The sequence below is a fragment of the Gemmobacter sp. genome, from assembly GCF_016792925.1.
Classification (GTDB): domain Bacteria; phylum Pseudomonadota; class Alphaproteobacteria; order Rhodobacterales; family Rhodobacteraceae; genus Gemmobacter.
Genome location: NZ_JAEULU010000263.1, coordinates 1 through 19,059 on the forward strand (window position 1 = coordinate 1; position 19,059 = coordinate 19,059).

Consider the following 19,059-nt stretch of genomic DNA (forward strand, 5'->3'; position numbering starts at 1 on the left):
AAGGATAAAACTGCGCAAAGGGGTGAGGCGCGCGTTCATCGCGTCAATCTCGCTTTCCAGCCGCGCGACTTGCGGGGCGATCATGCGCAGGCGCGGGTACTCGGCTTGTGCGTCGCCCGCCATGTCCGGGGTGCAAAGATCGGCGCCCAGATCGAACAGGTCGTTCTGGATGCGGGCCAGCGCGGCGTCCAGCTCGCCTGTCGCGTGCAGCCGCGCGAGGCCGAGGGTCGAATTCGCCTCATCCACCGTGCCATAAGCGGTAACGCGGGCCGAGAATTTCGCCACGCGGTCGCCATTGCCAAGCGCGGTATCGCCCTTGTCGCCGGTGCGGGTGTAGATCTTCGACAAAACGACCATCATTGGCCCCCTTGCTTGTAGAAATAGGCAAACAGCACGATCAGGATGACCGCGATGGCCTGTCCGATGATGCGATAGCGCATCAGGCGATTGGCATGTTTGCGGTTGAACTCGCCGCCCTTGCCGAAGGCGCCGATGCCGATGGTCAGCACGATGACCACCCCGAAACAGGCCAGCGCGGCCAGAATGAACAGCGGATTTTGCGTCAGCATGGGCTTTTCCTGTGCAAAAGACTGCCCGAGACATAGCGCCTTGGCCACGAAAGGCGAGCGGTAAAACGTCTCAGCTGCGGGCGATCAGCCAATCCAGCGCCGCCGTGGGCAGGATGCGCCGGGCCAGCCCCATCAGATGCGTGGCCTGTGTCACATAGTAACGGCCCTTCGGGCGCGGGCTTTCGAGGGCGTGGATCAGCTTGGCGGTGACCGCCGAACAGGGCAGCTCGAAACGGTCCGGCCCCTGTTTCGGCTCATAGAGGCGGTGCAGCAGGCTGCGATATTCCTCGGCGCGGGGCGAGGCCTTCCAGTCGATCCAGCGCTCGAAATGCGGGATCGAATTTTCGCGGATACGGGTCGGAATCGGGCCGGGCTCCAGCAGGCTGACATGGATGCCGGTGCCGCGCATTTCCACCCGCAGCACATCGGTCAGGCCCTCCAGCGCGAATTTCGTGCTGACATAGGCCGCGCGCCAGCGCATGCCCACCAGCCCAAGCACCGAGGAACAATTGACAATCCGCCCATGCCCTTGCGCGCGCATCGCCGGGATCACGCGGCGCGTCAGGTCATGGGTGCCAAACAGGTTGACCTCGAAAATCTCACGCAAGGCGCCGCGCGGGAGGTCTTCGGCGGCACCGGGGCAGGCAAAGGCGCCGTTGTTATACAGCGCATCCAGCGTGCCGCTGGTGCGGCCAAGCGCCTCGGCCACCGCGCGCTCGATGCTGGCCTCATCCGCGAGGTCCAGCGCGAAGCTCTCCAACCCTTCGCCCCGCAACCGCGCGCAATCGGCCTCGGACCGGCAGGTGGCAAAGACCCGCCAGCCGCGCGCCTGCAAGCTGCGGGCGGCATCAAGGCCGATGCCGGAGGAACATCCGGTGATCAGGATCGAACGGGTCTGGGTCATGCGTGGCTCCGGGCTTTGCCATCGGGATAGGGGCAAAGCGCCGTTTGCGCAATCAGGGTGCGTCGGCGGACAGAAACTCGCCCGAGACAAAGCCGGTCATGCCATCGCCCTCCAGCGTGATGCGCGCCCAGCCATTCTCCTCCAGCCAAAGCAGCCGGGTGGCCTCGCCCCGGCTCAGCTTGCCGATCACGGGATATTCGGTCGAGGGCCCTTCGCGCACATTCACCGTCTTGGCAGTGATATAGCGCAGATCCATGGGGGCCTCGGGGGCGGTGGCCTGCACCTCGGGGGCGGTGACCAGCGGCAAGACCAGCGGCAGCGCAGAGGCCGGCTCGGCCGGGGTATAGGCGGCGCTTTGCAGGGCGGGAATGTCGCGGGGGGATTCGGCGCTGGCAGAGGGGCCTTGCGCGCCGGTCTGGCGCCCCGGACCCTCGCCCCAGATCAGCAGGACAGCCAGCAGACACATGCACAGGGTCAAGAGCATCCGTATCATGGCTTACCTCGCTAAGAGAGCCCGCAGAGGGCACGAAAACTTGAACAACCGCTGCATATCACAAAAGTTTATCACGTCCCGTGGAAAATTTCGCCACATTTCCCCCCGGAAATTCGGGGCGCCGCAATTTGGCTGGACCGGGCCGGGGCCAGCGATTACACCACATTCATGACCGACAAGACCGACGACCCCAAGATCGAGCCCGCCGACGGGCCTGCCACCCATTCAGAGCCGCTGCGCCGCGCGATCGGCGAGCGCTATCTGACCTATGCGCTGTCCACCATCATGCACCGGGCCTTGCCCGATGCGCGCGACGGGCTGAAGCCGGTGCATCGCCGCATCATGTATGCGATGCGCGAATTGCGGCTGTCGCCCACCGGGGGCTTTCGCAAATCGGCCAAGATTTCGGGCGATGTGATGGGCAACTATCACCCGCATGGCGATGCCGCGATCTATGATGCGATGGCGCGTCTGGCGCAGGATTTCAACGTGCGCTACCCGCTGGTCGACGGGCAGGGCAACTTTGGCAATATCGACGGCGACAACCCCGCCGCCAGCCGCTACACCGAGGCGCGGCTGACCCATGTGGCCGAGTTGCTGATGGATGGGTTGACCGAAAACGCGGTCGATTTCCGGCCCAATTACGACGGCACGCTGGAAGAGCCGGTGGTGATGCCGGCCGCCTTCCCGAACCTGCTGGCCAATGGCAGCAGCGGCATTGCCGTGGGCATGGCCACCAACATTCCGCCGCATAACCTGCACGAGCTGATCGACGCCTGCCAGGCGATGATCGAAGACCCCGAGGTCTCGGACGCCGAGCTGATGCGCCATGTGCCCGGCCCGGATTTTCCGACCGGCGGGGTGATCGTCGAGCCGCGCGACAGCATCCTGGAGGCCTATCGCACCGGGCGTGGTGCCTTCCGTCTGCGCGCCCGCTGGGCGGTTGAGGATCTGGGGCGCGGCCAGTGGCAGATTGTCGTCACCGAGATTCCCTATCAGGTGCAGAAATCCAAGCTGATCGAACGGCTGGCCGAGCTGATCCAGACCAAGAAAGTGCCGGCGCTTGCGGATGTGCGCGACGAATCCGCCGAGGATGTGCGCATCGTGCTGGAGCCGCGCGCGCGCAGCATCGACCCCGATATGCTGATGGGCATGCTGTTCAAGAACTCGGATCTGGAGATCCGGTTCAGCCTGAACATGAACGTGCTGATCGACGGCAAGGTGCCGAAAGTGTGCAGCCTCAAGGAGGTCTTGCGCGCTTTCCTTGATCACCGGCGCGAGGTTCTGGCCCGGCGCACCACGCATCGCATTGAAAAGATTGATCATCGTCTGGAAATTCTGGATGGTTTCATCCTGACTTTCCTGAACCTTGATCGGGTCATCGACATCATCCGCTATGATGAAGACCCCAAGGCGGCGCTGATCGCCGAGACCTGGGGCAAAAAGCACAAGCGGGCGATGACCGAGGCGGATTATGTGCCGCCGAAACCCGGCAAGGGCGAATTGTCCGAGGTGCAGGCCGAGGCCATTCTCAACATGCGCCTGCGGTCCTTGCGCAAGCTGGAAGAGCTGGAGCTGATCGCCGAGCGTGACGCACTGCGCGAGGAACGCGCCGATCTGATGGCGCTGATGGGCGATGCGGGTCTGCAATGGGCGCGCATTGGCCGCGATCTGGCGGAAGTGCAGCGGCAGTTCGGGAAAGGCACCACCCTTGGCAAGCGCCGCAGCGATTTCGCTGATATGGCCGAGGTCGAGGACGTCCCGCTGGAGGCGATGATCGAGCGCGAGCCGATCACCGTGATCTGCTCCAAGATGGGCTGGATCCGGGCGATGAAGGGGCACCAACCCCTTGATACCGATCTGAAATTCAAGGATGGCGACGAGGGCCGCTTCGTCTTCCACGCCGAGACCACCGACCGGATTCTGGTGGTGGGGGCCAATGGCCGCTTCTACACCGTGGTGGGCGCCAACCTGCCCGGCGGGCGTGGCATGGGCGAGCCGCTGCGCCTGATGATCGACCTGCCGAATGATGCCGAGATCACCGATATGCTGATCTGGCGCGCGGGGGAAAAGCTGCTGGTGGCCTCCAGTGCGGGCGATGGGTTTATCGTGCCGTCAGAGGAGGTTGTGGCGCAAACCCGCGCCGGCAAGCAGGTGCTGACCTTCAAGGAAGGGCTGAAAACCGCCCTCTGCCGCCGGGTGAGTGGCGACCACGTCGCAGTGGTGGGCGAGAACCGCAAACTTCTGGTTTTCCCGCTGGCAGAGCTGCCCGAGATGGCCAAGGGCAAGGGCGTGCGCTTGCAAAAATACAAGGATGGCGGTCTCAGCGATGCCACCACCTTTACCCTCGCCGAGGGGCTTGCATGGAAAGACCCCGCAGGCCGCACCCGCAGCGAGACCGACCTGACGCAATGGCAGGGCCCGCGCGCGGGCACCGGCGCCATGGCGCCGCGCGGCTTTCCGCGCGACAACAAGTTCAACTGACGCGCCTGTGACGGGCGGGCCCATGTTGGACGTGCTTGTGATGATCCTCCGGCATTGTTAGGCTTTGGCATGACAAGTTGGAGGTCATTATGGCAAGTATCGTTTTCAACACGGCATTACCGGGGGTCGATCTCAGCTCTACCGATATTTTCGGCGATCTGCTGGATCTGGACATCGTGGTCCGCAGCTCGACGCGGCTGACGCTGGCCGATGAGGGGGATCGCTACAATTTCATCGGTACCGGCTTCAGCTATGAAATGGCCGGGCCGCAGATCGTGGGTATCCCCACCGGCACCGTGAACCAGATGACCATCACGTTCGGCAGCAACACGTTGCTGAATTGGTCTGGCCTGGCGGTTTCGGCCAATCAGATGTTCACCTTTGCGGCCCTGGGCAATTGGTCGGGGCTGAACACCCTGCTGCTTGGGCAGGCCGATACGATCTCCATGACCAATGGCGAGGATCAGATCAGCAGTTTCGGCGGCAACGATCGTGTGCTGACGCTGGGCGGCAATGATCAGGCCGATGGCGGCACCGGGGCGGATACGCTGGATGGCGGGGCTGGCAATGACAAGCTGTTTGGCGGCCGGGGCGATGACCGGCTGATGGGCGGCGGCGGGGCGGATACGCTGATCGGGGGCGCGGGTGTCGATCGACTGACCGGCGGGGCAGGGGCCGATGTCTTTGCCTTTACCCATCGCGGCGGCGCCAATCGCGAGGTCATCTCTGATTTCAGCCGTCGGGTGGATGACCTGCATTTCGACAACGATGCTTTTGACGCGTTTTCCTATACCGGGCAGCTGCGCGCGGCGGATTTCGTGCTGGGCAGGGCGGCACAGGATGCGACCGACCGTTTCATCTATGACCGCGACAGTGGCAATCTTTGGTATGATGCCGATGGCTCGGGGCGCGGGGCCAAGACGCTGGTCGCGGAGCTGCGCGATGGCACGGCGCTTGGCGCGGGCGACATCCATATCCTGTAATGCAAAAGGCGCCCCGCGGGGCGCCTTTTTCCTTCAGCGGCTGAGGCCCCCGGCCAGATCAGGCAGGTCCAGCGCGGCAAAACCGTAATGGCGCAGCCAGCGCAGATCGGCCTCGAAGAAGGCGCGCAGATCGGGGATGCCGTATTTCAGCATGGCGATGCGGTCGATACCCATGCCGAAGGCAAAGCCCTGCCATTCGTCCGGGTCCACCCCGGCGGCGCGCAGCACCTTGGGATGCACCATGCCAGAGCCCAAGATCTCCATCCACTTGTCGCCCTCGCCGATCTTCAACTGGCCGCCAACATTGGAATAGCGGATGTCGACCTCGGCTGAGGGTTCGGTGAAGGGGAAGTGGCTGGCGCGGAAGCGCAGCTCGACCTTGTCCACTTCAAAGAAGGCGCGGCAGAATTCTTCCAGCGTCCATTTCAGGTTGGCCATGCTGATGTTGCGGTCGATGGCGAGGCCCTCGACCTGATGGAACATCGGCGTATGGGTCTGGTCCATATCCATGCGGTAGACGCGGCCCGGCGCGATGACGCGGATGGGCGCGCCTTGCTCGGTCATGGCGCGGATCTGCACCGGCGAGGTATGGGTGCGCAACACATGCGGCGGGCGGGCATCGCCCTCGGCGCGGTGCATGAAGAACGTGTCATGCTCCTGCCGTGCCGGATGTTCCGGCGGGATGTTCAGCGCATCAAAATTATACCAGTCGCTTTCGACCTGCGGCCCTTCGGCCACCGAAAAGCCGATATCGGCAAAGATTGCGGTCAGCTCGTCCATCACCTGAGAGACCGGGTGGATGGTGCCCATGCGGCGCGGGCGGCCCGGCAGGGTGACATCCAGCCATTCCGATTTCAGCCGCTCGTCCAGCGCCGCATCGGCCAGCGCCACCTTGCGGGCGCGCAGCGCGGCGTCGATCTCGTCTTTCACCACGTTCATCGCGGCGCCAGCGGCCTTGCGGGCCTCGGGCTCCATCTTGCCCAGACCCGACATCAGAGCCGAAATCTCGCCCTTCTTGCCAAGCGCGGCGATGCGCACCTCTTCCAGCGCGCTTTCATCGGCAGCGCGGGCCACGGCCTCGATATATTTGCCACGAAGTTCGGTCAGATCCATCTCAGCCTCCGGCTTTTCTTGGGCTTGGTGCTAGCCGCGCCGCCTTGCATTTGCAAGCACCCCAAAAGGAAAAGGCCCCTTGTGAGGGGCCTTTCACCCTCAGCCCTTCAACCCCAGAAAATCCGCGATTTCGGCAATCGCCTTGGCGTGCAAAGCCGCGCGGTCGCCGCCTTTGGGGTCGTCGCAAACCGGGTCGTCATTCTCTGCGCGCAGGAGGTCGGCGCCCTTGGCAGTGCAGATGCCCAGAAACGAGAAATGCCATGCCGGGGACAGCCGCGCCAGCCTCGCGCCCGGAATGCGGGCCAGCAGGTCCGCGCCCTTCGGCCCGACATCCGTGGCAGCCCATTGGGTTTCCTCATCGCCCAGATTGATCATCAGCGTGCGGGCGGTGATGGCGGCAAGGCTGGCTGTGGTCATGGCATAGCCAAAGGCCGGATCGACCGAAATCACCGTCTTGATGCGCGGCTCGCGCATGTCGCTGGCCTCCCATTCGGCGGGGAGATCATGCAGGTTCACCCCGCCGCGCCCCAGAAAGGCGCAATCCGAGGCCGCGGGGAAGCGGTCGCAATAGGCGCCATAGGCTTCGCGCTCCATCTGCGCCCCGGCCACATGCAGCGCGGTGGCCCCGCCGAGCGAAAAGCCCAGAACCGTGATCTGGTCGGGGTCGATGGCGGGGCCGAAATCGGGATGGGCCAGCACCGCGTCGATCACGGCGGGAATGTCGCGGGCGCGCTCGGTCACCTGCACGGTGCGGCGGGGCGAGCTGTCGCCCGAGGTGGTGCCGGGATGGTTCACCCCGATGACGATGGCCCCCTTCCTCGCCAGCGGCCCGGCAAGCCAGCCCATGCCGTCCACATTGCCGCCAGAACCATGCGACAGAACGATCAGCGGATAGCGCCCTTGGGCCAGCTTCGGGGCAAAGCTGACCCGGCTGCCCGCGAAAACCGGATTGGCCCCCAGCGGCACGCTATAGCTCTGGCTGCCCGCCGGATACCAGATGGCGGCCTCCATCACGCGGGGGCGGTGCGGCGCCTCCACCAGGATGCGGTCAAAGCCGGGCAGGGTTTCGGCCTGCGCCATGACGGAGGCGGGCAGGGCGCAGAGCAGGGCGAGGATGAGGGGTTTGAACATGGCGGTCTCCTTGGTGTTGTGATGGCCCGATCTGGCCTGCAAGCCCTGGCGTCGGCGTCCTTTTTCCGGTTTCAGGTCGCGCCGAACCGGATTTTGACCTAAGGCCGGGCGCATGGAGGTGCCCGATGTTGACCCTGCCCGTGCCCTTGGTGGCCAGCCTGATCCTGATCTATCTGGTTCTGCGCGCCGCGTTGCGCCGCACGGCCCCGGCCCCTTTGCTGTGGCTGATCGCAGCCGAAGCTCTGCAAGGAGCGGTGATCTCGGGGCGGCTGCATTATGGCATCACATGGCTGGGGCTGGTGCAGCCTGTCTTGGCCATGACGATTCCACCGCTGGCCTTTCTGGCCTTCGAGCTGGTGGCGCGACGCGGGCGGCTGGTGCCGGGGGATCTGTGGCATCTGGTGGGGCCAGCCTTCGGGGCGTTTTGCGTGGGGATGGCGCCCGCGATGCTGGATCACGCGGTATTGGCCAGCTTTTTCGGCTATGGGGCGGCGCTGTGGATCGCCTTGCGCGCCGGGCGCGACACGTTGGAGCGCACGCGGCTGGACAGTGGTGAGGCCCCGTTGCGGGTCTGGCGCTGGATCGCGCTTGCGCTGGTCCTGTCGGGTTTCAGCGATGTGATCATCCTGGCGATGGACTGGGCCGGGCTGGGGGCGTGGCGCGGCCTGACGGTCAGTCTCATGTGGGGGGCCACGCTGCTGGCGATTGGCGGTCTGGCGCTGTCGGAGGTGCTTGCTCCCGGCGAGGATGCCCCGGAGGCTGCGCCGCCGCCGGTCGCAACTGCGGATGATGCCGCATTGGTGCGCCAGATGGAGGCGCTTCTGGCAGATCGTCAGCTGTTCCTCGACCCCGGCCTGACCCTGGCCCAGATCGCGCGGAGGCAGAGGGTGCCCGCCAAAACGCTGTCTGCCGCGATCAACCGGGTGAAGGGCGAGAATGTCAGCCGCGTGGTGAACGGCTTGCGCATCGCCCATGCCTGCGCCCTGCTGCAAGCGGGCAGCCCCGTCACGCAGGCGATGCTGGAGTCGGGCTTCAACACCAAGTCGAATTTCAACCGCGAGTTTCTGCGGGTCACCGGGCGCTCGCCCTCGGGCTGGCTGCGTGGGCAGGGCGCCTGAGCTTCCAAATGAAAAAGCCCCGCACGAGGCGGGGCTTTCCCATTCATTTGCCTGAAATCAGGCAGCCAGAGCGGCCTTGGCCTGAGCGGCGATGGCGTTGAACGCATCGGGCTCATGCACGGCCAGATCGGCCAGAACCTTGCGGTCCACTTCGATCCCGGCTTTCGCCAGACCGTTGATGAAACGCGAATAGGTCATTTCAAGGTCGAACAGACGCACAGCCGCGTTGATGCGCTGGATCCACAGGGCGCGGAAGTTGCGCTTGCGGGTCTTGCGGTCGCGGGTGGCGTATTGGTTGGCCTTGTCGACCGCCTGAGTGGCGGTGCGGAAGTTGGTCGAGCGGGCGGCATAGTAGCCGGAAGCCTGCTTGATGACCTTGCGGTGACGGGCGTGGGTCACCTTACCGGATTTGACGCGGGACATGTTTCAGGCTCCTCAGCGGTCGTAGGGCATGTATTTTTTGACGATCTTCGCGTCGCTCTCGCACAGGATCATCGCGCCGGATGCGTCGCGAATGAACTTGGTCGAGCGCTTGATCATGCCGTGACGCTTGCCCGCCGGGCCGGCCTTCACACGACCGGAAGCCGTGAAGCTGAAGCGCTTCTTGGCTGCCGATTTGGTCTTCATCTTGGGCATTTCCATCTCCTCGTTGAGGGTGAACGCACGACTCGGCAATGCCACAGGGGCCGGTCGCACGGGGATAGAGCGGGCCGTATAGGCGGCATCGGGGAAAAGCACAAGCCGTATCGGGCCTAGCGATGCCAGAATTCCATCCGCAGATCGCCGATCACCCGGAAAAGCGCCATGGGCACATCGGCCAGATGATAGCCGCCGGGCTTCTTCCACAGCGCCAGGCTGATCAGCGTCACCGCCACCAACATGCAGAAGGCCGCAACCACCGGGCTGCGGCCATCCAGTCGGGCCGAGAGAAAAGAGGGCACAGCCAGACAGGCGAACACAAGGCCGGTGACCAGATATGTGTCGCTGTTCATGCTTGCCCCCTGTTCAGGGCAGCTTACTCGGCTTCGGCGCGGTGGATCAAGCGCTCGTCGCAGGGTGCTACACGCAGGATATTGGTGGTGCCGGTCACGTTGAAGGGCACGCCGGCGGTCACCACGATCTGATCCTTTTCCTCGGCAAAGCCATATTCCCGCGCCGCCCGCACCGCCGAGATCACGGCGCCCTTGAAGCGGTCCTGCTCCTCGGTGATGGCGCAATGCGCCCCCCAGGTCAGGCAGAGGCGGCGGGCTGTGGTGACCAGCGGGGTCAGGCCGATGATCGGCACGCGCGGACGCTCGCGCGCCACGAGGCTCACCGTGGTGCCGGACTGGCTGAAGCAGCAGATCGCCTTGATGTCGGCAGCCTCGGCAATCTCGCGCGCGGCGGCCACGATGCCATCGGCCACGGTGGTGCGGCTGACCTTGCGGCTGGCCTCGATGATGTCGCGATAGGTGGCGTCGCTTTCGACGCTGATCGCCACATTGTTCATCGTGGTCACGGCCTCGATAGGGAACTTGCCCGCCGCGCTTTCGGCCGACAGCATCACGGCATCGGCGCCTTCATAAATCGCGGTCGCCACGTCCGAGACCTCGGCGCGGGTCGGGACCGGGCTTTCGATCATGGATTCCAGCATCTGCGTGGCCACGATCACCGGCTTGGCGGCGGCACGCGCCTTACGCACCAGCTGTTTCTGGATCGGCGGCACGGCATGCACCGGCAGCTCCACCCCCAGATCGCCCCGCGCCACCATGATGCCATCGGCCACGGCCAGAATGGCGTCATAGGCCTTCACCGCCTGCGGCTTTTCAATCTTGGCCAGGATCGCGGCGCGGCCATTCGCCAGCGCCCGCGCCTCGATCACATCCTCGGGGCGCTGCACGAACGAGAGCGCCAGCCAGTCCACGCCCAGTTGGCAGGCGAATTCCAGATCAACCCGGTCTTTCTGCGACAGCGCGGCCAGCGGCAGCAGCACGTCGGGCACGTTCACGCCCTTGCGATTCGAGATGGTGCCGCCCACCTCGATGGTGCAATCGGCGAAATCCTTGCCGCAGGCCTCGACCTTCATCCGCAGCTTGCCATCATTGACCAGCAGGGTGGAGCCAGCCTCCAGTGCGGCGAAAATCTCGGGATGGGGCAGGTTCACCCGGCGCAGATCGCCCGGCGTTGCATCCAGATCAAAGCGGAAGGGCTGACCCTCGACCAGTTCGGCGCTGCCCTCGGCAAAGGTGCCCACGCGCAGCTTCGGCCCCTGAAGATCGGCCAGAATGGCGATCGGGCGGTCCAGATCGGCCTCGACCTTGCGGATGATCTCGTGCTGGGCGCGGATGTCCTCATGCACGCCATGGCTCATGTTCAGGCGGAACACATCGGCCCCTGCCTCGAACAGCCCGCGGATCATCTCATAATCCGACGAGGCGGGGCCCAGCGTGGCCACGATCTTCACATTGCGGTTCCGTTTCATCGGCGGGTTCCTTGTCATTCCGTCTGGCGGGCGTCTGGCGGGCCAGCGCCGTTATGGCGCAGATCATGTCCTGCGGCAATGCGGGCGGCGTTAGCGGTAACTGTGTTAGCGGTAACATAGTCGTTTTTTGCGCTGACGGGCAAGGCAGCATTCTGCCGAATTCTGCTGAAATTGCAGGCATTGCACGTTTTGGCGCCGCTTTGGCGATTCCGCAGGCGAGTTTCATATCCTATCAGATGGGGGAGAGAGGTGACGCAACCATGACACGCGATGATTTCGGCCCCGATTTTGGCCCGGCTTTCCACATCACCGGCGCGGCGCGTCCGGGGCGATGGCTGATCACCTGCGATCACGCCAGTAACCGCGTGCCGCAGGCGGTGGGCGGCGGCTGCCTGGGGTTGCCACCCGAGGATATGGCGCGCCACATCGCCTTTGACCCCGGCGCGCAGGGCGTCACGTTGGCTTTGGCCGAGGCGCTGGACAGCCCTGCGATCTGTTCCGATTTCTCGCGCCTGGTCATCGACCCGAACCGGGGCGAGGATGACCCGACCCTGCTGATGAAGCTCTATGACGGCAGCATCATCCCCGGCAACCGCCACGCCGATGCGGCCGAACTGGCCCGGCGCAAGGCCGCGCTTTACACGCCCTACCATCAGGCGCTGGCCGATCTGGCGGCGCGGCGCGACGATACGGTGATCGTGGCCATCCACAGCTTCACGCCCTGCCTGCGCGGGCGGGCGCCGCGCCCCTGGCATATCGGCGTGCTGCACAGCCACCTCGACACGCGCTTTTCGCTGCCGCTGATCGCCCGGCTGCGGGCTGAGCCTGACCTCTGCATCGGCGACAACCAGCCCTATAACGGCCATCTGCCCGGCGATGCCATCGACCGCCACGCCCTGCTGCCGGGCCGCCATAACACCCTGATCGAGCTGCGCAATGACCTGATCGCCACCGAGGCGCAACAGGTTGCATGGGCCAATCGACTGGCCCCAATCCTGACCGAGGTGCTGTCAGGCCTGAAGTAAGGCCGGGCCTTGCCGCCTTTTTCTGTCTGAAAATATCCTCGGGGGGTGCGGGGGGCAGACAGCCCCCCGCTTTTGGGCCGAGGTTCAGAGCGCGGCCTTGCGCATCTCGTCCAGATAGATCTCGCGCATCCGGCTTGCCACCCGGCCCACCTTGCCATCCGACAGCGCTTGGCCGTCAATCTCCACCACCGGCATCACGAAAGCGCTGGCCGAGGTGATGAAGGCCTCATCCGCCGCCTGTGCCTCGGCAATGGTGAAGTTGCGTTCCTCGACTTCCATCTGCGCCTCGGCGGCAAAGCGCAGCACGGCGGCGCGGGTGATGCCGTGCAGAATGTCGCTGGACAGCGCGCGGGTGATGATCTTGTTGCCCTTCACGATATAGGCGTTGTTCGAGGTGCCCTCGGTCACGAACCCGTCTTCCACCAGCCAGGCATCATCGACGCCCGCCTTCTTGGCCGCCATCTTCGCCATCGACGGGTAGAGCAACTGCACCGTCTTGATGTCGCGCCGACCCCAGCGGATGTCTTCGACCGAGATCACCTTCCAGCCGGTTTTCGCCGCCGGGCTGTCGGCCAGACCGGGCTTCGACTGGGTGAACAGTACCACCGTCGGCGGCAGATCGGCGGCGGGATAGGCGAAATCGCGGTCGCCCGGATTGCCGCGCGTCACTTGCAGATAGACCATGCCATCCTCGATGCCGTTCCGCGCCACGATCTCGCGGAAAATCGCCAGCCACTCCTCCGCGCTATGCGGATTGGTCATCTCCAGCTCCGACAGGCTGCGATCCAGCCGGACGCAATGGCCTTCAAAATCAATCAGCTTGCCGCCCAGCACGCTGGTCACCTCGTAAACCCCGTCGGCCATCAGAAAGCCGCGGTCAAAGACCGACACCTTCGCCTCGGCCTCCGGCAGCCAGTCGCCATTCACATAAACGATGCGGCTCATGTCATCATCCCTTCGCGCAGCCCTTGATTGCAAGGCGGTTTGCGGCAGGGGCGGGCGCGCGTCAAGCGGCAATGGCGGCTTTCTGCCATGCAGCGGCAATGCTGCGGCTGCAAATCGCGCTTGATTTCTTGCGCGCAAGATTATATCGCCAGGTGAGTGATCCCTGAAATATCATTGCCGAGAGAGCGCCGATGAGCTTCCGCATCCAGCCCAGCCCCCCTGCACGCCCGAACCGCTGCCAATTGTTCGGCCCCGGCTCGCGCCCGGCGCTGTTTGAAAAGATGGCAGCCTCGGCAGCGGATGTGATCAACCTCGATCTGGAAGACTCGGTCGCGCCCTCCGACAAGGATCAGGCCCGCGCCAATATCATTGCCGCCGTGAACACGCTCGATTGGGGCAAAAAGACGCTCTCGGTGCGGATCAACGGACTGGATACGCCCTTCTGGTATCGCGATGTGGTCGATCTGCTGGAGCAATGCGGCGACCGGCTGGACCAGATCATGATCCCCAAGGTGGGCTGCGCGGCGGATGTCTATGCCGTGGATGCGCTGGTTACCGCGATCGAGCGCGCCAAGGGGCGCACAAAACCGATCAGCTTCGAGGTCATTATCGAATCGGCCGCCGGTATTGCCCATGTCGAGGAAATCGCCGCCTCCTCGCCCCGCCTGCAAGCCATGAGCCTTGGCGCTGCCGATTTTGCCGCGTCGATGGGGATGCAGACCACCGGCATCGGCGGCACGCAGGAAAACTATTACATGCTGCGCGAGGGCGTGCGGCACTGGTCCGACCCGTGGCACTGGGCGCAAGCTGCCATCGTCGCCGCCTGCCGCACCCATGGCGTCCTGCCGGTCGATGGCCCCTTCGGCGATTTCAGCGATGATGAGGGCTATCGCGCCCAAGCCCGCCGCTCGGCCACCCTTGGTATGGTCGGCAAATGGGCCATCCACCCCAAACAGATCGCGCTTGCGAACGAAGTCTTCACCCCGTCCGAAGCCGCGGTGACCGAAGCCCGCGAAATTCTGGCCGCCATGGAGGCCGCCAAAGCCCGTGGCGAAGGCGCCACCGTCTACAAGGGGCGGCTGGTCGATATTGCCTCGATCAAACAGGCTGAAGTCATCGTCCGCCAGTCGGAAATCATCGCTTCGGAAGTGTAAAAATTCGTTGACAGTCTGCGCCCAAAAGGCGCAGGCTGACAGGGCGCAAGCACAACATTTCATCGTTCCTGAAACGATACCCGCGCCGCCAGCAGGGAGAGGAGGCCCTCGGCGGCATCACGGGAGGAGCACGCCCCGCAGTCCATGCTGCGGGGCGTTGCCATATCCGGCCCTCGGCTGTTCTCCTGCGCGGCCTTTCATCTTGGCCCAAATATCCTCTGGGGGTGCGGGGGGCGAAGCGCCCCCGCTGCAAGGCCACCCAAAGACGCCCCGGCCGGAAGGCGGTCGACGCAGTTGCATCTTTGCGCCGCTGCGGCCATATAGAAAGCCGTTTCCGCGACGTGCCTCTTGGGGAGTGCCGATGAACTATCTCGAATTCGAAAAACCGCTGGCCGAAATCGAAGGCAAGGCGGAGGAGTTGCGGGCGCTCGCGCGCTCGAACAAAGAGATGGATGTCGAGAAAGAGGCAGCCGCGCTGGACCGCAAGGCCGAGGGGCTGCTGAAGGATCTTTACAAGGATCTGACGCCCTGGCGCAAATGTCAGGTGGCCCGTCACCCTGACCGCCCGCATTGCAGGGATTACATCGACGCGCTGTTCACCGAATACACCCCCCTCGCCGGGGACCGGAACTTTGCCGATGACCATGCGGTGATGGGGGGCCTCGCCCGGTTCAACGATCAGCCGGTGGTGGTGATCGGCCATGAAAAGGGCCATGACACCAAATCCCGCATCGAGCGGAATTTCGGCATGGCCCGCCCCGAAGGCTATCGCAAGGCGATCCGTCTGATGGATATGGCGCATCGTTTCGGTCTGCCGGTGGTCACGCTGGTCGATACGCCCGGCGCCTATCCCGGCAAGGGCGCCGAAGAGCGGGGGCAGGCCGAGGCCATCGCCCGTTCGACCGAGAAATGCCTGCAAATCGCCGTGCCGCTGATTTCGGTGGTGATCGGCGAGGGCGGCTCGGGCGGGGCTGTGGCCTTTGCCACCGCCAACCGCATCGCCATGCTGGAACATTCGGTCTATTCGGTGATCTCGCCCGAGGGCTGCGCCTCGATCCTGTGGAAGGATGCCGAGAAGATGCGCGAAGCCGCCGAGGCGCTGCGCCTGACCGCGCAAGACCTGCAAAAGCTGGGGGTGATCGACCGGATCATCAAGGAACCGCTGGGCGGGGCGCAGCGTGGCCGCAAGGAAACCATCGAGGCCGTGGGCAAGGCGGTGGAAACCATGCTGAAAGAGCTGGCAGGCAAGAAGCCCGAGCTGCTGGTGAAAGAGCGCCGCCAGAAATTCCTCGATATGGGGTCGAAGGGCCTCGCCGCCTGAGCGCGGCAAACGGACCCCGAAAGACAAAGGGCGGGCCATGGGCCCGCCCTTTTCCTTATCCGGCCTCGGCCATCAGCCGGTCCGAGGCGCCTTCAACCGCCGCTTCCAGCCGCTGCATGAAATCCGTGGTGTCCAGACCCGGCGGTATGGCGGGCAGAAACTCCACCACCGCCGTGCCGGGGCGGCGCAAGATGCCGCGCTTGGGCCAGAACAGGCCGACATTGGCCGCCACCGGAATGCAATCCTGCCCGAGTTGCTGGTAAAGCGCCGCCGTTCCGGCCTTGTAGGGCGCCTTCACCCCCGGCGCGACACGGGTGCCCTGCGGATAGATGATCAATTGGCCGGGCAGGCTCGCCCCCGAGGCGACCTCGGCCTTCATCCGGGTGATGGCCGCGCCGCGTTTGCCGCGATCCACCGGCACGCAGCCGATGCGCAGCGCATACCAGCCCAGCACCGGCGCCCAGACCAGCTCTTTCTTCATGATGAATTTTCCACGCGGCACGGCGCCGAAAATCAGGATGATGTCGAGAAAGCTCTGATGTTTGGCGCCGATCAGGCATTCGCCTTGCGGCACCGGGCCACGCACCTCGGTTTGCAACCCGCACAGCACCCGCAGCGTCAGCCGGACCCAGACGCAAAAACTGCGGCAGGCGGTATGGGCATAGCGGCGGTCGATCAGCGCCGGGATCAGCAGCACCACGCCGATCACCAGCATCGCCACATACATCTGCACGATGAACACCAGCGACAGCAGCCATTGCAAAGGCAGAAAACGGCGCATCAGGTCAGCTCCCGCAATTTGGCCAGCGCCGCGCGGCGGGTGGCCAGAAATGCCACGGTGGCGGCCAGCGGCGGCAGGCACAGCGGCAGCAGCCAGCCAAAGCCGGTGAAGCCCAGCCCGGTCAGAAAGCCGCCCGCCGCATCGGCAGATGGCAGCAGCGCAATGCCGATCATCCCGGCCAGCGCCCCCACCTGCGCACCGCCAAAGGCCCGCAGCGTGAAGCGCCGCACGAAGGCCCGCGCAATATAGGAATCCCGGGCCCCAACCAGCCGCAGCACCTCGATCACCTGCGCATTGGCCGCCAGCGCGGCATTGGCCGCCAGAGTGATCATCGCCGCCATGGCCCCGCCGATCAGCGCGATCGACACAAGGCCCAGCAGCCGCAGCCGCCCCGCCGCCGAGGCCAGCGGGCGGCGCCAGCGCGTGTGATCATCCAGCACCGCGCCGGGGGCCTCGGCCGACAGGCGCTGCCGCAGCCCTTCGGCGTCATAGGGCTCGCTCGCCTCGGTCAGCTCGATCAGGCGCGGGATCGGCAGCGCCTCCACCGGCAGATCCGGGCCGAACCACGGCTCCAGCAGCTTGCGCTGCTCCTCATCAGTCAGCGCGCGCGCGCTTTCCACGCCGGGCGTGGTGGTCAGCACATCCAGAACGACGCGGGTTTGCAGGTCCAGTTGCTCGGGCGGGGCCGAAATGCGGACCGTGGCCGTCCGCGCCAGCGCATCCGACCAGCGATCCGCCATCCGCCCCGCCGCCAGCGACAGCGCAAGGGCAAAGACGGTCAGAAAGGTCATGGCCCCCGCAGTGAACGAGGTCAGCCAGGCAGTATGCCCCGAAGGCGGCACCACGCGATCCGCCTGCCGGTCCGCGCGCAAGAAACGAGAGATCAGCGCCTTCACCATCACAGATCCGCCCCTGCCAGTTGCACGCGCCGGTTGCGGATGCGCAGCACCCGCGCCGCGACCTGCGCCTTGGCCTGCCGGATCAGGTTCATGTCATGGGTGGCAATCACGATGGTCTTGCCCATCCGGTTCAGCTCGACCAGCAAGGTCAGCAGCCGCAGCGACATTTCCCAATCCAAGTTGCCGGTCGGCTCATCCGCCAGGATCACCTCCGGGTCGACGATCACCGCCCGCGCCAGCGCCGCCCGCTGCCGCTCGCCGCCCGACAGCGACGGGGGCAGCGCATCCGCCAGATGCCGCAACCCGACCCAGGACAGCAGATCGCCCAGATCCTGCCCGCTCACCTCGCGGTTCGACACCGTCAGCGGCAGCGTGACATTCGAGGCCAGCGGCAAGTGATCCAGAAACTGACAGTTCTGATGCACGACGCCCACCCGCCGGCGGGTATGGGCCACCTCGTCGCGGCTCAGGCTGCGGACCTCGCGGTCAAAGATCGTCACATGCCCCGCCGTGGGCAGCAATTCGGCATAGCACAGTTTCAGGAAGGTCGATTTGCCCGCGCCCGAAGGGCCGGTGAGAAAGTGAAACGAACCGGGGGCCAGCCGTAGCGAAATCTCTGACAGCAGCTCGCCGCCGCCATAGTTATAGGCCACATTCTCGAATGAAATCACCGCCTGCCCCTTGCGTCCCTGCCGCACCTGATTGCCATAAACCGGCAAAGGGCGCCGCACAATCCCGTGGAGGGGTTGCAAATTCAACGCAATGGCCGTGGCGAATGTGCTGTTCCTGCTGATCACAGGCTTGGATCGGAAACATATCGTTGCTAAAAAGGTTAAAGACACAAGCCGTTAAGCGGCGGGAGCGGTATGAATGCGCCTGATTTGCCCCAATTGCGATGCGCAATATGAGGTCGCCGAGGATGCGATCCCCGAAGAGGGGCGTGATGTCCAATGTTCAAGCTGCGGCCATGCCTGGTATCAGCTTTCGCCCGCCGCGCTGGCCGCCCAGGCTGCGGAAGCCGAATTGTTCGAGGCCGCCGAGCCGGTGACCCCGCCCCCCCCCGAGGTCGCGCTGGAGGTCGAAGACCCGGTGGAGCCGGTCGTCGCGCCGCCGGTCGCGGCCACGATCAGCAGCACCCGCAATCTGGATGAGGACGCCCTCGCGCTGTTGCGCGAGGAGGCCGAGCGCGAGGTTCAGGCCCGGTCGCGCGACGAAAACCGGCTGGAAGTGCAAGGCGATCTGGGGCTGGAGCCCGCCGCCGCGGGGGCTGCGGCCCGGCGGGTCGCCCAGCTCAAGGGCATGGAGGCCGACAACCCGGGCCAGCCCGAGCCGCTGGTCAAGCCCACCAAGGGGCGCGACCTGCTGCCCGACATCGAAGAGATCAACTCCACCCTGCGCCCCGAGAGTGGCGGTCTGGCGGTGGAGGAGGGCAGGGCAGGGGCGGCCGATCCGCGCGGCAGCCGTCGCAGCTTCCGCCTCGGCTTCGGGGTGATGGTGCTGGCCGCGCTTTTGGTCGTGGTGCTTTACATGTTCGCGCCCCGCATCGGCGCGGCAGTGCCCGCGCTGGCCGGGGTCATGGACGGCTATGTCGCCAGTATCGACGCCCTTCGGCTGGGGCTGGACCGGCTGATGCAACAGGCAACCGCCTGGTTGCAGGCCTGATCCGGCGCCCGACCGG

General features: G+C 65.1%; 21 protein-coding genes. 7 read left to right on the forward strand and 14 right to left on the reverse strand.

What is annotated here, in order from left to right; translation table 11 throughout:
• The 4 genes from JNN06_RS12305 to JNN06_RS12320 form a co-directional block, all read right to left on the reverse strand.
• Positions 1 to 357, reverse strand: a 357-nt coding sequence (locus JNN06_RS12305; protein ID WP_291239886.1) for an ATP:cob(I)alamin adenosyltransferase, incomplete at its 3' end; no start/stop codon positions are given.
• Positions 357 to 566 carry a twin transmembrane helix small protein gene (locus tag JNN06_RS12310; protein ID WP_291239925.1) on the reverse strand — a complete coding sequence of 70 codons (210 nt, stop codon included), beginning with the start codon at positions 564 to 566 and terminating at the stop codon, positions 357 to 359. The genes JNN06_RS12305 and JNN06_RS12310, both read right to left, overlap by 1 nt.
• A 73-nt stretch (positions 567 to 639) precedes the next feature.
• On the reverse strand, positions 640 to 1,473 hold the full coding sequence (locus JNN06_RS12315; protein WP_291239887.1) for an SDR family NAD(P)-dependent oxidoreductase: 834 nt from the start codon (positions 1,471 to 1,473) through the stop codon (positions 640 to 642).
• A 52-nt stretch (positions 1,474 to 1,525) separates the two neighbouring features.
• The gene (locus JNN06_RS12320) at positions 1,526 to 1,939 is read right to left on the reverse strand and encodes an SH3 domain-containing protein (protein ID WP_291239888.1); all 414 of its coding nucleotides are present in this window, start codon (positions 1,937 to 1,939) and stop codon (positions 1,526 to 1,528) included.
• 195 nt (positions 1,940 to 2,134) lie between these two features.
• On the opposite strand from JNN06_RS12320, the gene JNN06_RS12325 reads away from it, so the two are divergent.
• Complete coding sequence (locus JNN06_RS12325; RefSeq protein WP_291239889.1) at positions 2,135 to 4,450, forward strand: DNA topoisomerase IV subunit A; 2,316 nt, start codon at positions 2,135 to 2,137, stop codon at positions 4,448 to 4,450.
• Positions 4,451 to 4,539: 89 nt separating this feature from the next.
• The gene (locus tag JNN06_RS12330) at positions 4,540 to 5,433 is read left to right on the forward strand and encodes a calcium-binding protein (protein WP_291239890.1); all 894 of its coding nucleotides are present in this window, start codon (positions 4,540 to 4,542) and stop codon (positions 5,431 to 5,433) included.
• Positions 5,434 to 5,466: 33 nt separating this feature from the next.
• Here JNN06_RS12330 and pheS read toward each other — a convergent pair whose 3' ends face one another.
• On the reverse strand, positions 5,467 to 6,540 hold the full coding sequence (gene pheS / locus JNN06_RS12335; RefSeq protein WP_291239926.1) for a phenylalanine--tRNA ligase subunit alpha: 1,074 nt from the start codon (positions 6,538 to 6,540) through the stop codon (positions 5,467 to 5,469).
• 105 nt (positions 6,541 to 6,645) lie between these two features.
• Positions 6,646 to 7,677, reverse strand: a complete 1,032-nt coding sequence (locus tag JNN06_RS12340) for an alpha/beta fold hydrolase (RefSeq protein ID WP_291239891.1) — start codon at positions 7,675 to 7,677, stop codon at positions 6,646 to 6,648.
• Between the two features lie 125 nt (positions 7,678 to 7,802).
• Here JNN06_RS12340 and JNN06_RS12345 point away from each other — a divergent pair, with 125 nt between their 5' ends.
• Entirely contained in the window at positions 7,803 to 8,795 is a 993-nt protein-coding gene (locus tag JNN06_RS12345; protein ID WP_291239892.1) for an AraC family transcriptional regulator, read from the forward strand.
• A 57-nt stretch (positions 8,796 to 8,852) separates the two neighbouring features.
• On the opposite strand, the gene rplT is transcribed toward JNN06_RS12345, so the two are convergent.
• The 4 genes from rplT to pyk form a co-directional block, all read right to left on the reverse strand.
• Positions 8,853 to 9,218, reverse strand: coding sequence for a 50S ribosomal protein L20 (rplT, locus tag JNN06_RS12350; protein ID WP_291239893.1), 366 nt, complete (start codon positions 9,216 to 9,218; stop codon positions 8,853 to 8,855).
• A 12-nt stretch (positions 9,219 to 9,230) separates the two neighbouring features.
• Positions 9,231 to 9,431 (reverse strand): 50S ribosomal protein L35, encoded by a 201-nt coding sequence (gene rpmI / locus JNN06_RS12355; RefSeq protein WP_291239894.1) that lies wholly within the window; start codon positions 9,429 to 9,431, stop codon positions 9,231 to 9,233.
• A gap of 116 nt (positions 9,432 to 9,547) precedes the next feature.
• Positions 9,548 to 9,787 (reverse strand): hypothetical protein, encoded by a 240-nt coding sequence (locus tag JNN06_RS12360; RefSeq protein ID WP_291239895.1) that lies wholly within the window; start codon positions 9,785 to 9,787, stop codon positions 9,548 to 9,550.
• A 23-nt stretch (positions 9,788 to 9,810) separates the two neighbouring features.
• Entirely contained in the window at positions 9,811 to 11,256 is a 1,446-nt protein-coding gene (pyk, locus tag JNN06_RS12365; protein ID WP_291239896.1) for a pyruvate kinase, read from the reverse strand.
• Between the two features lie 260 nt (positions 11,257 to 11,516).
• Here pyk and JNN06_RS12370 point away from each other — a divergent pair, with 260 nt between their 5' ends.
• Positions 11,517 to 12,281, forward strand: a complete 765-nt coding sequence (locus JNN06_RS12370) for an N-formylglutamate amidohydrolase (RefSeq protein ID WP_291239897.1) — start codon at positions 11,517 to 11,519, stop codon at positions 12,279 to 12,281.
• Between the two features lie 84 nt (positions 12,282 to 12,365).
• Here JNN06_RS12370 and JNN06_RS12375 read toward each other — a convergent pair whose 3' ends face one another.
• Complete coding sequence (locus JNN06_RS12375) at positions 12,366 to 13,226, reverse strand: D-amino-acid transaminase (RefSeq protein ID WP_291239898.1); 861 nt, start codon at positions 13,224 to 13,226, stop codon at positions 12,366 to 12,368.
• 191 nt (positions 13,227 to 13,417) lie between these two features.
• Here JNN06_RS12375 and JNN06_RS12380 point away from each other — a divergent pair, with 191 nt between their 5' ends.
• Both JNN06_RS12380 and JNN06_RS12385 read left to right on the forward strand, forming a co-directional pair.
• The gene (locus JNN06_RS12380; protein WP_291239899.1) at positions 13,418 to 14,380 is read left to right on the forward strand and encodes an L-malyl-CoA/beta-methylmalyl-CoA lyase; all 963 of its coding nucleotides are present in this window, start codon (positions 13,418 to 13,420) and stop codon (positions 14,378 to 14,380) included.
• A 361-nt stretch (positions 14,381 to 14,741) separates the two neighbouring features.
• Positions 14,742 to 15,701, forward strand: a complete 960-nt coding sequence (locus tag JNN06_RS12385) for an acetyl-CoA carboxylase carboxyltransferase subunit alpha (RefSeq protein ID WP_291239900.1) — start codon at positions 14,742 to 14,744, stop codon at positions 15,699 to 15,701.
• Between the two features lie 55 nt (positions 15,702 to 15,756).
• Here JNN06_RS12385 and JNN06_RS12390 read toward each other — a convergent pair whose 3' ends face one another.
• Genes JNN06_RS12390 through JNN06_RS12400 form a run of 3 tightly spaced genes read right to left on the reverse strand, consistent with a single transcriptional unit; the run spans position 15,757 to position 18,052 of the window.
• Positions 15,757 to 16,482, reverse strand: coding sequence for a lysophospholipid acyltransferase family protein (locus JNN06_RS12390; RefSeq protein ID WP_291239901.1), 726 nt, complete (start codon positions 16,480 to 16,482; stop codon positions 15,757 to 15,759).
• Complete coding sequence (locus JNN06_RS12395; RefSeq protein ID WP_291239902.1) at positions 16,482 to 17,381, reverse strand: cell division protein FtsX; 900 nt, start codon at positions 17,379 to 17,381, stop codon at positions 16,482 to 16,484. The genes JNN06_RS12390 and JNN06_RS12395 overlap by 1 nt, the downstream gene beginning before the upstream one ends.
• Positions 17,381 to 18,052 carry an ATP-binding cassette domain-containing protein gene (locus JNN06_RS12400; protein ID WP_291239927.1) on the reverse strand — a complete coding sequence of 224 codons (672 nt, stop codon included), beginning with the start codon at positions 18,050 to 18,052 and terminating at the stop codon, positions 17,381 to 17,383. Before JNN06_RS12400 ends, JNN06_RS12395 begins: the two co-directional genes overlap by 1 nt.
• Before the next feature lie 199 nt (positions 18,053 to 18,251).
• Between JNN06_RS12400 and JNN06_RS12405 the strand changes: the two genes are divergently transcribed.
• Positions 18,252 to 19,043, forward strand: coding sequence for a zinc-ribbon domain-containing protein (locus JNN06_RS12405; RefSeq protein ID WP_291239903.1), 792 nt, complete (start codon positions 18,252 to 18,254; stop codon positions 19,041 to 19,043).
• Positions 19,044 to 19,059: the final 16 nt, after the last annotated feature.

Excerpts from the sequence above, each read along its gene's own strand:
- JNN06_RS12360 (WP_291239895.1), bottom strand. The coding sequence starts at position 9,787 with ATGAACAGCGACACATATCTGGTCACCGGCCTTGTGTTCGCCTGTCTG.
- JNN06_RS12385 (WP_291239900.1), top strand. The coding sequence starts at position 14,742 with ATGAACTATCTCGAATTCGAAAAACCGCTGGCCGAAATCGAAGGCAAG.
- JNN06_RS12405 (WP_291239903.1), top strand. The coding sequence starts at position 18,252 with ATGCGCCTGATTTGCCCCAATTGCGATGCGCAATATGAGGTCGCCGAG.
- rplT (WP_291239893.1), bottom strand. The coding sequence starts at position 9,218 with ATGTCCCGCGTCAAATCCGGTAAGGTGACCCACGCCCGTCACCGCAAG.
- JNN06_RS12390 (WP_291239901.1), bottom strand. The coding sequence starts at position 16,482 with ATGCGCCGTTTTCTGCCTTTGCAATGGCTGCTGTCGCTGGTGTTCATC.
- JNN06_RS12340 (WP_291239891.1), bottom strand. The coding sequence starts at position 7,677 with ATGTTCAAACCCCTCATCCTCGCCCTGCTCTGCGCCCTGCCCGCCTCC.
- JNN06_RS12330 (WP_291239890.1), top strand. The coding sequence starts at position 4,540 with ATGGCAAGTATCGTTTTCAACACGGCATTACCGGGGGTCGATCTCAGC.
- JNN06_RS12395 (WP_291239902.1), bottom strand. The coding sequence starts at position 17,381 with ATGGTGAAGGCGCTGATCTCTCGTTTCTTGCGCGCGGACCGGCAGGCG.
- JNN06_RS12320 (WP_291239888.1), bottom strand. The coding sequence starts at position 1,939 with ATGTGTCTGCTGGCTGTCCTGCTGATCTGGGGCGAGGGTCCGGGGCGC.
- JNN06_RS12325 (WP_291239889.1), top strand. The coding sequence starts at position 2,135 with ATGACCGACAAGACCGACGACCCCAAGATCGAGCCCGCCGACGGGCCT.
- JNN06_RS12375 (WP_291239898.1), bottom strand. The coding sequence starts at position 13,226 with ATGAGCCGCATCGTTTATGTGAATGGCGACTGGCTGCCGGAGGCCGAG.
- JNN06_RS12380 (WP_291239899.1), top strand. The coding sequence starts at position 13,418 with ATGAGCTTCCGCATCCAGCCCAGCCCCCCTGCACGCCCGAACCGCTGC.
- pyk (WP_291239896.1), bottom strand. The coding sequence starts at position 11,256 with ATGAAACGGAACCGCAATGTGAAGATCGTGGCCACGCTGGGCCCCGCC.
- rpmI (WP_291239894.1), bottom strand. The coding sequence starts at position 9,431 with ATGCCCAAGATGAAGACCAAATCGGCAGCCAAGAAGCGCTTCAGCTTC.
- JNN06_RS12370 (WP_291239897.1), top strand. The coding sequence starts at position 11,517 with ATGACACGCGATGATTTCGGCCCCGATTTTGGCCCGGCTTTCCACATC.
- JNN06_RS12345 (WP_291239892.1), top strand. The coding sequence starts at position 7,803 with ATGTTGACCCTGCCCGTGCCCTTGGTGGCCAGCCTGATCCTGATCTAT.
- JNN06_RS12315 (WP_291239887.1), bottom strand. The coding sequence starts at position 1,473 with ATGACCCAGACCCGTTCGATCCTGATCACCGGATGTTCCTCCGGCATC.